Source organism: Erysipelothrix enhydrae, from assembly GCF_035066605.1.
Lineage (GTDB): Bacteria > Bacillota_I > Bacilli_A > Erysipelotrichales > Erysipelotrichaceae > Erysipelothrix > Erysipelothrix amsterdamensis.
This window is the reverse complement of sequence record NZ_CP125807.1, coordinates 418,137-431,898: the sequence shown is the minus strand read 5'-3', so window position 1 is coordinate 431,898 and position 13,762 is coordinate 418,137. Positions and strand designations below refer to the sequence as shown.

The 13,762-nt window shown below is 36.2% G+C and carries 6 protein-coding genes; all 6 read left to right on the top strand.

Annotated elements, in window-relative coordinates; all coding sequences use genetic code 11:
- Positions 1 to 22: 22 nt before the first annotated feature.
- The 6 genes from LLS04_RS02150 to LLS04_RS02125 all read left to right on the top strand — a co-directional run bounded on the left by LLS04_RS02150 (position 23) and on the right by LLS04_RS02125 (position 13,731).
- Positions 23 to 1,153: a putative periplasmic lipoprotein gene (locus LLS04_RS02150; protein WP_323611680.1), complete on the top strand. Its 1,131-nt coding sequence runs from the start codon at positions 23 to 25 to the stop codon at positions 1,151 to 1,153.
- Positions 1,154 to 1,261: 108 nt separating this feature from the next.
- Positions 1,262 to 2,149 carry a choline kinase family protein gene (locus LLS04_RS02145; protein WP_323611679.1) on the top strand — a complete coding sequence of 296 codons (888 nt, stop codon included), beginning with the start codon at positions 1,262 to 1,264 and terminating at the stop codon, positions 2,147 to 2,149.
- Positions 2,150 to 2,388: 239 nt separating this feature from the next.
- Entirely contained in the window at positions 2,389 to 4,191 is a 1,803-nt protein-coding gene (locus LLS04_RS02140) for a leucine-rich repeat domain-containing protein (RefSeq protein WP_323611678.1), read from the top strand.
- A gap of 449 nt (positions 4,192 to 4,640) precedes the next feature.
- Positions 4,641 to 9,506 (top strand): hypothetical protein, encoded by a 4,866-nt coding sequence (locus LLS04_RS02135; RefSeq protein ID WP_323611677.1) that lies wholly within the window; start codon positions 4,641 to 4,643, stop codon positions 9,504 to 9,506.
- 18 nt (positions 9,507 to 9,524) lie between these two features.
- Positions 9,525 to 12,461, top strand: a complete 2,937-nt coding sequence (locus LLS04_RS02130; protein WP_323611676.1) for a SpaA isopeptide-forming pilin-related protein — start codon at positions 9,525 to 9,527, stop codon at positions 12,459 to 12,461.
- 119 nt (positions 12,462 to 12,580) lie between these two features.
- Positions 12,581 to 13,731, top strand: a protein-coding gene (locus LLS04_RS02125) for an IS3 family transposase (protein WP_407933724.1) whose coding sequence is annotated in 2 segments (ribosomal slippage) — positions 12,581 to 12,845 and positions 12,845 to 13,731 — 1,152 coding nt in all. Because the reading frame shifts where the segments join, the coding sequence is not laid out codon by codon here.
- Positions 13,732 to 13,762 lie beyond the last annotated feature (31 nt).

Below are 13,762 nucleotides of genomic sequence, written 5' to 3'. Positions count from 1 at the left end.
GAAGAACACGGTACTAGATATCATGAAAAAAATATTTTACTGTATTCTAATGATATTACTCATTGCAGGCTGTTCTTCAAGACCTTCCACAAATGCACTTAAAGATACTAAAACAATAGTACTAGGGAACGATACTTTCCATAGTGCCAAATCATCAGAAATTCTAAAATTATTGAATCACACGGAGTTTAAGTTTCTCGATACGAGAGGGCACGTTCTAGGCTCGAAAAAATATCGAGGAAATTATTATAAATTAAAAATTGATAAGAATTTTTACTACCTAATATCATCCGATAAATTTATAAAGGGAGAATTATCGGACCAAGATGAAAAAGTATACAACTTCGAACCATCTCTGAATGCGATTGATTCACAGGTATATCTTTATGAAGAAGATTTGTATTTCATTGATAACCAAGGCTTTAGATCCGAACCTACAAATTATTTGACCTCAATATATAAAAACAACGAGAAACTTTTCGATATTGAAGATGATCAAGCAACTTCTCTTGCAGTAATTGGTTCCGATGTTTATGTACTTACGGAAAATAACCATAATCATAAAGATTCCGAACGTGGAATTATACGAAAGCTCTATAGATATAATATTGAAAATAAAATGATTGAGAAGATGTCTGAAACATTGGAATCAAGCCACTATACCTCACAACTCATCACGGATTCAAAAAAACTATATCTTTATTTGTATATAGCGGATAATGTACCAATTCCAGATAGTATTGCCCCAATAGAAGATCAGCTTATTGTAATTGATAAGGATTTAAATGTTGAGTCAATCTCAGATTTTAAGCGATTTGGACCATCCTTTACGAGTGATGTACAGAATTCTATCATCAATAACAAGCTCTACATTAAAAGTGAACGTCACGAACTTCGAATGATTGATTTAAGTACTATGGAGAGTCGAGATCTTAAACTTGAGCCAATAAGTGATACCGCGCAGTATCACTATTGGTCTCAGTATTGGTATGATTCGAGTAAAGAAAATCTTATTCTATTTGGCAACTTTGAATCCAAGCCCCACTACACACAGTATGTTTATGATTTGAATAGTGGTGAACTAATCGAAACAATAGAATGTCCGGATGTGAGTGCGTTGTATCGCTCTAGCAGCGTTGAATCAATAGAGTAAAGGATTTGTGTCGAATCAATACATTGATTGCTTAATTCGTGCCCAAAAGCGTTCTTTTATGTAAAGTTTATTATATAATAAGGGGACTTAGTAAAAGGAGCGTTACAAATGACAAATGCCATAAATAATTACACACAAAACATTGCGAAAACATTGGAATGTGAGATTGATTCCATTTTGAACTTTACCCCACTATTTGGCGGACTTACCAATCATTCTTACACATTCGAGGTTGATGGAAAAAAGTATGTATATCGTGAACCTGGTGTTGAAACGGATGTTTATATTAATCGGAAAAGTGAGTTCTATGCTCAATTAAAAGCGAAAGAACTTGGCTTAGATAACAGTCTTGTATTTATGGATCAGACTGAGGGCTGGAAGATATCGAATTATATTGAGAATGCACGCTATTTTGATTATATGAACGAAGAAGATGTTAAGGTTGTGATTGAGAAAGTACGTTACCTTCATGATGCAAACATTCAAGGAGAATGGGAGTTTGACTTATTCCAAAAAATTCAAGACTTTAAGCAAGAAATTGGTGATGTTGGTCGTTCCCATTTCTCAGATTATGATGATTTAAGTGAACGCGTAGAACGCATTTATGAGTGTGTTTCACGCGAAAGTTATGCGAAGACGCTTTGTCACAATGATATCTACACGACTAATATTCTCTTCCAAGATGATAATTTTTATTTAATAGATTGGGAGTTCGCTATGGTTGCCGATCCAGCCGCTGATCTTGCGACCTTTATTGTTTGTTCACCTTATGATTACCCAACCATCCTTAAAGTTCTTGATCAATATGCAGGGGGAACGATGACTGAAGCAGATAAACATCATTTTATCGGAACTTTTGCGGTTACAGGATTCTATTGGATGAATTGGGCAATATTCCAAGAACATAATGGTACTGATGTCGGGGACTTTTTTGAAAATTACGCTGCCTATACACGTTTATTTGTGGAACAGGCTGAAATTTTATATAATCTCTAAATAACAAAAAACCAAACATATTCTAAAAACGACTCGCACAAGAAGCAGTCGTTTTTTTGTTTGAAGATCAAACACAACAAGAGGCAATTTACTACAAAAGTTACTAACAATAAACATTAACCTCCTTAGCACAAATAAGATTGGATTATGCATAAGAGATGCAAGCAATAATATTTCGGCTATAATCAAATCGTTGGAGTATTGATGCATTCTAACGAATACACATATAAGGAGGCGCTATGAAAAAGTTCATAACGATTGTATTTTTAGGTGTTGTATTATCAATAACTCAGTTCAAGGCTGTACAAGCACTTGATTCCTCTGTGTCAATTATTGGCATGACTGTTGAAGAAATTATTGAAGATCCCACGTTAAGAAAAAATGTGGTAAAAGAAGCTGAGGTAGAGAATGCAACGACGCCTTTAACCGCTGCTGCGATTAATCGTGTTAAACGTATTTCCCCAACATCTGTGGAAGCGGCATCAATCGCGTCATTTAAGGGTATTGAACACTTCAGTAATATTACATATATTAATCTTAATGCTGGTGGTAAAGACCCTAAACTGAAAGCTTTCCCTGAAGAGGTATTCTCACTCCCGAACTTAGTTCGACTGAATATTCAAGGGTATCATCATATGCCAGGTCCAATTCCGGATCGATTTGATGAAATTCCTCAGTTGGAAGCTTTAAATGTACAATTGACAGGGCTCGAGAGTGAAAAGCATGAGTTGCCGGAGTCACTGACACGTCTACCGCGACTTACGAGTCTTATATTTGGAAACTCATTTATTAAGGGGCCTACAAACATACCAAACCGAGATGTGCTTAAAGAGATTAACGGATATGGATTGAAGAGTGAAACGTTGCCTGAAAATCTCTTTGTGGGTCCACAATTAAGTGATGTGAATCTTATGTTTAATGAAATCACAAACCTAACGGATGAGGAGTATGAATTACTCCAAGATAACCTCATAAATTATAAGGTTCGTGACCAACAAAAAACGTATTATTTCGAACAAGGGATTTCGCAGGGAGATTTTGTGCATCTTTCTTCCGATAACCTTTATCAAAAATTAGTAAAACATAATGAAACAACAAATTTTAAACTCTATAAAGTAGAAGGAAATGCTTTGGAGTATGTTTCGGATTTAGTGCTTGAAGATCATGTGGATAACAAGGGGATTTATATTGATCAATCCATCAGCCAAACACCTGGACAATATTGCTCCGTATTGAATGTTGAGTCTGGACCCTTTAAAGGTTCACGTTTAATTTTTAATTTTGAAATACTTCAAACACTCACAAGAGAGGTTAGATTTATTTCTTCTAAGACAAAAGCGGTGATTGGTGATCCAATCTATCTTTCAGGTCCAGTCGGTTCATTCAAGGGGATTCCATCAACGAATATTCGAGGATATGCACCCTCAATGTACGGTACCGAAGAACTCATGTTTGAAGATGAAGCGGTTCACTATGTGTCATTGAATCCGCTCAAAGTAGCTGTAAAGGTTCAATATCTTAATGCATTAGGTCAACAGATCGCTCAGGAGGAAATCATTGAGGGGTATCACGAGGATGAGATTGTTTGGAATGGACTCGATCGTGAGGGTTATGAGTCGTTGTTTGATGTTAAATCCTTACCGGATATGTTTGATGTAGATATGGAACCTGTTGTTCTTAAATACAAGAAACTAAAGGAAGACATGACTTCGACACCCGGGGATAAACCTCAAGAAGAAATCGATAAGCCGGGTCAACCAGAGCATCCAAATGAAGAAACACCAACTACGCCAGATCAAGAAGTACAGAATCCTGGTGAATCTGATGAAAAAGCAAATGATGTTGTGGTTGTGGAACATAAAGTGGATCCGGTTAAGATAGAGTCGAATAAACCGATTAAAGAAACTCGAACTCAAGATACTCAAGATACTCAAGATACCTTGTTGCCACCAACAGGCATTCGTCTCATCTTAAGTCAAATTGGAATTGTTTTTATTGTAATTGGACTTTTTATACGTAAGAAAAGTATTGTTTCAAAATAGATTTAAAAGCAATTAAAAGATACACCCTAATCGTGGTGTATCTTTTTTATATGTATTTAAATCTTAGGAGAAGCGTATTATCTTGTGGTTTCTAAAATACAATAATACGCGCGTAAAGTCTCTTAGACCGTGATTACAGCCAAATAGATACTGAAACTCTTGTGAAATTGAAAATGGAAAAGATGGTGTGGTAATCCTAGTGAAGCACCTACTATCTTGCTGATTTAACGAAAAACATTAAATATGATTTAATATTTTTTTATTATTCACTTTATTGTCAAATATTTTTTAAAAAAATATTCTGAATTTTATTATTTGTTCATTTTGTACAAAATTAAAAATATGAGCTTTCTATTATAAGATATGATTAGACCACGTGATTAAAAGTACACATTCCGATATATAAGAAAGCGTATGGACTTGATCATACATAGAAACGAGGTATCTTTATGAAAAAAATGAAGAAACAATTAAGAAGGTTTAGTCTTGTATTGCTATCGATGTTGATGCTCACCGCTCAGATTAGTATCAATGCTCTTGAGACATCAAGTAATGACAAAAACCAAAAAATTGTCGAAAAGATGATCGATCCGGATTTTTCTAAAGTGGAGCATATCAACCACGAAAATAAATTAGAAACGGATTTTTCATTGCGATTAAAAATTGATGAAACGCTTTGGGAAGAAGTGAAACAAACAGATCCCATTCGTTTTACGTTACCGAAATCCATGAGATTTATTGCAGATAAAGAAACATTTATTGATGAAAATGAATCCATGAAAATCTTTAAAGACGGTGAGGGTATTACGACTTCGCATCATGAAGTGACGCTTGATTTTAAAGATATACTAAATCCTAAGACACTTGATGTGCGTTTTCGTGTGGAGAGTTCACACGATGTGGAAGCGCTCAAAAAGTTAGATTCAACAGATTACCCAATGATCAAGAGGACGTTACCTTCAATGATTGCGTATCTTGAATCTTTAATTGAAGTGGAAACACCGGAGGAAGAAACGCCTTTAGTTGAAGCACCCGAAGGTACAGAAGTAGAAGCTGAAAAACCAGAAACTGGAAATGAAGATGGCGATCCGAAAGATCCAGAGTCTACTGGGAATCAAATTATGCTTGAAGGACAAATTTCAATTGAATTTGATGGAGATCCTGTCGCCAAAATTTCAAACTCTAAAGGTTTTTTAAGTTCTAATAATAAATTGAACATGAACAATTACGAAACAGAAAAATATAGTGCTGATTTCGTTACTGAGAAGGATGGAACAGTTCATGATAAGCTTAACGTTAAGTATATCGTCAAGTTGGATGAAGCATCCATCGCGAAAATTCTTGAGAGTGGCTGGGCAGAGAATGTTTATGACTTTAGTCATATGAATAATGGTACTCGTGTACCGTTTGTTTATGAAAAGGAAATTGATGATTCATTAACCTTGCCAGACTTTGGTCAATTACATGAAATCATCTCTACAAAAATTCCAAGTGCGATAACTCAAATTGCACGTCGTGGTTATGTTCCCGGAGGGCTTGAGCCGGGTTTTGATGAAGTTAAAATGACACTTCATGTTGCTGAGAATACCACAATGGATGATGGTAGTAAAGATAAGGAACCAGACGTGTTCGAGCTTCAGAGTGAGATGGGCCTTATTATCAGTCGCTATATTGAAGAAGAGTTAAAAGCCGGAACGCCAATTGAAACCATTCAAGAAACATTCCGCGAAGGTTATGCTGTAATGACAGATGGTTGGAATATCAATAACCGTAAACTTGTACTAAAACCCATCGCTGATATCGAAAAAGAAATCGATTTTGTTTATGATTATGCTGATTTTTTAGGTCTAGGTAAGGATATTGGTCAAGATTATGCTGTAACACCTTTGAACCCAATTAATAACCGTTTAACCCTTGATTCGAATGGAATCGAAAACATTCCACATGGTTTTAAAGTTGCTTGGGATGGTGTTGCGAATACATCAAGAACGGTAAACATGAATGCATTGAACCTTGATTTTGTAGCACCAATTATTGTGCGCCAAAGCGGTATGAGTAAGTGGAAGATTACCACAAAAGTTCTAGTCGATAAATATACAGTACTCAATGATGGGACGCTTGTTCCTTTCGCAGAAGATCCTCAGATTATAAGCGAAACAGAAAATACCTTAAATGTTGCGATTCCACTACCTGAAGGAAATTATGCGATTAAGTATCGCGTTGAACAAGAATATGAAATGTTGGATGACTCAATAGAAATTGAAGGAACCCAAGAGTTTACATTGTCTACAAAACTAAACAACGCATACGGACAATCACAAAAACACAGTCATGATTACCCAAGTTCAATTACGATTAGTGGAGATGTCGATGATCAATCAAACCCAACTCGTTTACGTTGGGATGTTCGCTACAACAATAACGAATTAATTCGTGAAGAGGGTAGTGGTTTTGTATTCACCTTTGATGATGAAAAATACATGTATCATCGTCGTTCAAGTAGTGGTGGAAACGAACAATCAGAAGTTATCGATCTGACAGATGAGAATGTTGAAATTAAGGTCATGATCGGTGGTAAAACACTTGAGGAAGATGGTCGTTTTGAGTATGTGATTAACACAGAAAAAAATAAGATTGAGGTTAAAGTTAAAGAGGGTATTAAGATAGAAAAACCCGTAACAATCGCGATTACTTATACATATATCAATAATGATCAACTGAAAAACGATTTACTTTCTTACCCTGCTATTCGATTTGATGGCAGTGCAGAAGTTAAGTCATTGAATAATGGACAAACCATTGAACCTTCAAAACCAATTGATGCAACGTCAACCAATATTCTTAAACTGTTGGATAAACGACCAATCATGGTCGACTACCGTACGAAAGAAATTGTATGGGGTGTTAATATTAACAGTGCGACGATGTATCGTCTTGATCTTATTGGGTTGACCTATGCCGATACATTGAGCGGTAGTCAGGTTCTGGAACCATTTAACGACGAAAATCAAATTCTACTTTATAAAGTGGATAGTACTAAAGGTACTTCAAACTCTGATTATATGAAATTTATTAGAGAAAGTGAGAAGTTAATTCGTGAAACTGAAGCATTTACCGAAGATATTCCAGCAGAGATGGATGCCTTGTTAGGTTCAAAGATCAATGCGAGTACTCCAGGATCAACACAAACTTATGCGGATGTTCTTTCAAAAATTAACCCAAGTGAAATAGCAGTTTTAACGGACCCAGCTTCGACGTTAACGAATGAAAAATATATCTATACAGAGCCCGCTAAAGATCCCGGTTATCTTTCAAAAATTGCCGGTGTCATTAAGGATGGATCACCGGGTAGAGATGGAAAAGGGAAAATACTTGAGAACGCAAGTTTTAGACTTGATTTTGTGGACTCAAACGGATTCTTAACTAGCGGTGGTGGAAAACGCGGAGATAACAATGCGTATTTCTTAATGTATAAAACACGCCTTGATAATGATGAAGCAATCGCAAATATTTCTAACGGCGGTCGTCTCGTGTATGCGAACATCGTGGATGGAACAGGATCAGGTTTTGATTGGTCAACACCATCTACAGAAAGTAATAATAACCTTGAAGATCCAGGTAAGTATAATACAGCACCGAAAAAAGTAGGGGAACAAAAACTCATCGTGGATTCAGAAGGGAATTTACGACATGGTGTTGAGTGGGAAATTACCTTTAACTTTGATACTGTTCGAGAAAAAGATATTGAAGATTATCGTGTACGTTTAACAGATACGATTGATAAAAACATCAACGTAAGTGGTAAAAACTTACAAAATAAAAATCTATACTTAGATCAGTTGGAAACATTAACCTTAGTTCCATATCATGTAACGAAAGATGGTGAATTAACGGAAGTTGATAAAGCGGAACAAGCACCTTTTGTCTTGAATAAAGGCACAGACTTTACGGTTGTTGAGGATGATCAAAAAATTGAAATTATTATCAACAGTAGTGAGTTAACACCAAAATATGCGTATCGTTACAAAATTAATACACTAATCGATACAGGTGCTTCGACGATTCCAACTGCTACAGATCCTAAGGCAAATTACATTAGTACAGATGGTAGTTTCACCAATAAAGTTGACTACGAAGTATCTTATACCAGTACGGATCCTGTAGGAGATAAAACATCAGCTGAAGCGACGGTTGAACTCAAAGAAACCAATCGAATTATGAAGTTTGCGGAGAATTTACCAGCAATCAATCTTTCGAACCAACGTGTGTTGTGGACAACCACAATTAATGAAACATACGAAACTTTAGAAAACTTGGTGATAACGGATCATCTAGATGGAAAACATTCATATCTTCTTTTAGATCCATTGCAAACAGGTGCACAAAAAGCCAGTCTGGATAACTTTACCGTTTCGATTAAAAATGGAGATTCATGGGCAACCATGAATACTGCAGACTATACCTTAACAAACAAGGATGGTCTTGATGAACCTGTGGATAGTTGGACAACCGGTGAAAGTGGATTTACGTTAACATTCAATAAAACGATTAATAAACCTGTCCGTATTACATATGGAACATATGGTAAAGTTGTTGATGTGAACGACCGCGATCTCTACAACAACATCGCTGCAAAATATGTTACTGCAGGAAGAAATGTCGATTTGGATATTCAAGCGAAACACACTATTCCTATCAAAAATACGGTAGAAGAATATAAAGATCGTAAAGATGTAGAATTAACTCTTCGTTATGATAAGAATGCGATGTACCAACCAAACGTTATTGATAAAGGTGATGTCGTACAACATGAATCTAATAAAAAAGTAAGTGTGATGTTATACCGTTATGATAGTACTTCTTTAGACAACAACTACATTTATCGTTCCGCATCCTTTGATGAAAACGGTAAGTTAAAACTCTTTAATGTTGAAGAGGGAAATTATGTCGTTAAAGCTGTAGGCGCACCGGATAATTATTACTTATCAAATGGACTTGGCTACCGTGCAACGTCTAACGTACCGGCAAAAGATAAGGCACTTCAAATCACAAATAGTAATAAGAAGAATTTATTATTCCTTCAAGTTGGGGAACAACCCATCTTACCATTTATGAGTCGTGCAAATGAAATTGAAGAAGGTGCGATCTATCTGAATACACCTGTTCTTGATGTTAAGAAACAAGGTGTTCTGAAGAATGCGAATGGAACGGATAAAACAGAAATGTTGAAGGATGTAACCCTCAACTTTAAGCATGAAAATTTTGATAATTCTTATCCAACGGATGCAAGTGGAATTATCAAGGTAGGGCACTGATCTGTTAATGCCGATCGTGTGAACCTTGGTAGTCATATTGTTTCTGAACCAAGACAAGGTTTAAATGGCTATGTACGTAACCGTGACACAATCGAATTAAAACCTACTCGAAATGTGAGTGGTACGATTGAAGATGGTTCAATGTCGGGAACATTCTCAAACTATAAAGTTAACATCCAATTGAAAGATGTCGATCGTAATACAGGAGCTGGTGTTAAAAATTCAGAGTTCTCACTCGAAATTAATACCGGCACGAAGGAGAATCCGGTTTGGGAAGACTTTGTGAATGCGGAATCACCTCATAAAAAATCAGGCAATCTCTTTGCAAGCAATACGGATACATTCCTCATCTATAACTTAGATGTCGGACATTACCGACTTGTACAAAACAGTGCTGGAGATGACTATCTCTTAAATGAGACACCGTTAGAATTCTATGCACTCGGTAAAGATGAACTGGTTACCGAATTTGGTGGTCGAACAAACACTATCGAACTTGAATTCACAAATATTAAAGCTCAAGTTCAAATTAAAAACTACCTCAATGGACCGGATGCTTATATTAAAGGGTCAATCTTTGAAGTTGTGAATAAGGATAATGTCGTGGTGGATACACTTGAAATTCTTGATGAAAATGCAGGAATTAGTGCTAATATCGCACCAGGTGAATATACATTACGTCAGAAATCCACAACGGAAAACAGACCGGTAAATCAAAAAACAGTAGCCTTCACCATTGCAGGTGTTGAAGTTGAAGATAACACAACAGCACTTGATTTCCAAAATCATTTAGGAACAACAACAGTGCTTACACATAACCATTTAAGTTCACCATTCACAATTAAGTCAATGGCTGTAGATTATAATGGAACAAAGACACCGGTAACGGATGTCAATACGATAAAAAATCAACACAGTGGTATCAGTAAACTTGTGGATGTTGTGATTGATGAGAAATTAATATATATCACTACAAATCCACAGTATGAAATCCCTGCAACTTATCTTGAACCAAGTGAATTGGATACTGAAGTTCACCTGTATGCAACCCAAGCGACCTTACCATTTGATTATATTGATGGTGATGATGCAAGTGTTGTGATGAGCGATAAAGGACAATTTAAACTTGAAAATACGGATACACGTGATGTACCGTTTGCTCAAGATGGAACGGATGAGTTTGTACGTGTAATTCCTGGAACGTATAAGATGACACAAGAAGTAGCTGTTAGTGGTTATGGATTAAACACAAAAGTCATCGAAAACATTACAATTCCTACAACATTAGGAAATGACTTGGGACTTGTAAATACTACCGATCATAGTGTACAAATTCATACAATGCCTGTCATCCATACAAACCACTATCGTGGTCGTGTGGTATTGACGAAGACATCATCTGAAACACAAGGACCTTTACCGAATGTAACCTTTAACCTCGGAAAAGCCGGGTCTGATGATGCGCTTATGACTGACCTTGTAACGAACACACAAGGTCAAATTGAACTTGATAAATTAGCACCGGGTGATTATTGGTTTGAAGAAACGAAGGGAGACGGTAACCATACCGTAATTCCTGAAAAAGTACCATTCACCATTGATGATCGCTCAGAAGATGCATATGAACCAAAACAAGTTGGTGTGGATAACCATACCGCTAAAGCCATCTTTAAAAATACAGATCCACGTGGCGAAAAGCTTTATACAGACGGAATTTTCAAACTTGAAAAAGATGTAGCTGGTGTCTGGGAACCGGTAGATGGTTACCAAACATTAACGGTTACCGGTGATAACGATTTCTTTGAAATTGCATCGATTAAGCCGGGTGACTATCGACTTCTACAAGTTCAAGCTCCAACGGGTACAGTTCAAAATACCTTTGAACAAACCTTTAACATTCCTGACTATCAAGTCGACAAAACTCGCAGTGCAAAACCGGTGTTTGAGTTAGAGGATTACATTAACTACACGGGAACGATGACCATCGATCTTGTAAATCGCTTTGGCGCAACCGATCTTATGGTTAAAGCGATGTTAGTGGATAACGCAGGTCTTGAGTTAGGCGTTGTGGAACAAAGTGGAACACAACTTATAATCAAAGATTTAGCGCCAGGAACATATGAAGTGAAAGTACTCGAAATTGAAAAGGGAATCATTGTGGATGACAGTGTCATTTTCGAAATCCCAACAAGCTCGTTAAATGACGATGATGTTCATAAAGATGGCATCATTCGAATGACGGATGCGGAACAACACGTAGTACTAAATGATGGTGATAACCAAACACCATTAAATTCAGGAAGCTTCACATTGAATGACGATCCAACGTTAGAGATTAAAGATGACGCAGGTATTATCTTTACAATGATGGGCCCAGGAACGCATACAGTCTTACAAACAAAAGCGGCTGAAGGTATGATTCTAAATACACTCAATACGCAAGATGTAACGATTGAAAAACGTTTATCAGACTTCCCTGAAGCATGGATTGATAATACAGACTTCCCTTACGTCAAATTACCCGTTATGGAATTTGAAAACTATCGTCAAGATGTGATTGTTCATAAAACTGATGACAAAAATAACGTATTGGAAGGCGTAACCTTCGGTTTAAATGATTCCTTAACAGCATTAACCGATCATGAGGGAAACGCTCATTTCAAACAACTCAGTCCAGGTCAATATGAAATGAAAGAAACAAAAGGATTAGAAGGTTATCAAGTATTAGAAGAAACCTTCGATCTTGAAATACAAGCAGAACATCCAGGTAAACCAGAAGTAATACTCCTGAATGTTATCAACGAGAAAATTATTATACCAGAAGTTGTCGATCCAAAAGTAGATGATGACTTACCACCAACTGGTGTAGGTAATATCAGCGTTGAAATTTCACTCCTGCTTATGGCTATGGGTCTTGTATTAAAGCAACGTTCAAAACGTCGCGAAGTACAATAATGCATAAAAAAAGAGACTGATTTAAGCATCAGTGAACTGACCTAGTTTAGTGGTACTTAATAAAAAAAGAATACTTCTATCAATTCATTGTAAAATGGAAAGATGGAGGTATTTTTTATATGAAAAACAAGTTTTATACAAGAGAAGTTAAATTAAAGGCAGTTGAAATGAGGCTCGCTGGAGTTCCTGTAATGGAAATTATGTCTGAGTTAAACATCAAGAGTGCTTCGCAAGTCTATACGTGGTATTATCGGCATCGAGATGGAAAATTCTATCGTTTCGATCAACCAATTGGAAAGCAATACAGTTATGGACATGGTCCGGATACAATTCAGAATACGAGTGATAAAGAAAGAATAAAGCAGTTGGAAATGCAGAACGATATCTTAAAAAAGTATCGGGAGTTGGAAAGGAAGTGGAACCGGAAGCAATCATTCAGCTCGTAGATTTCTATAGAGGCAAAATAACTCAAAAGAAAGTCTTGGAAACCTTAAACATCTCAAGAACTACTTACAACAGATGGAAAAAAGAGATTCCAATCGGTAAAGAAGACTCAAAGCTTGTCAAACTAATGAAGACTCTTTGTGCAGAGAATAAGTATAGATATGGATATCGTAAAATTACATATCTTGTGAATAAAGAAATGACAGCTAATAAGAATACCGTTCAAAGGATAATGCAAAAGAATAACTTGAACTGTAAAGTAAGGCCAAAACGCAGAAATTCAACTGGACAACCATTTAAGATAGTAGAAAATATCATCAATGTAGATTTTAACGCAGATCGTTCCTTTGAGAAGTTATCGACAGACATAACTTATTTGCCTTTTGGAAAGTCAATGCTTTATTTATCGAGTATTATGGACTTATATAATCGAGAAATTATTGCGTATACGATTAGTGATAATCAGGATCTCGAGTGTGTGCTAGATACCTTAAACCAACTTCCAAATTTAAATGAATCGTGTATCCTTCACAGTGACCAAGGATCAGTATATACAGCACACTCATATCAAATTAAGGTAAAAGAAAAAGGCACTACGATGAGTATGTCCCGACCAGGAAAACCATCTGATAATGCCCCAATAGAAACGTTTCATGGTTACTTGAAACACGAAACATTCCATTTAGAACCTCAACTAAAGAGTTCTAATGAAATTGTATCACAAACAGTGATACAATTTATAAAATATTACAATGAATATAGAATACAAGAAAAGCTGGGGTATAAATCTCCGATCGAATATCGAAAATCACACTCCAGCTCGTAACTTTTTTTATTTGGTACCAAAACTATAGGTC

What these genes read in the sequence shown, in the direction of transcription:
- LLS04_RS02150 (WP_323611680.1), top strand. Translation starts at nt 23, where the DNA reads ATGAAAAAAATATTTTACTGTATTCTAATGATATTACTCATTGCAGGC.
- LLS04_RS02140 (WP_323611678.1), top strand. Translation starts at nt 2,389, where the DNA reads ATGAAAAAGTTCATAACGATTGTATTTTTAGGTGTTGTATTATCAATA.
- LLS04_RS02135 (WP_323611677.1), top strand. Translation starts at nt 4,641, where the DNA reads ATGAAAAAAATGAAGAAACAATTAAGAAGGTTTAGTCTTGTATTGCTA.
- LLS04_RS02145 (WP_323611679.1), top strand. Translation starts at nt 1,262, where the DNA reads ATGACAAATGCCATAAATAATTACACACAAAACATTGCGAAAACATTG.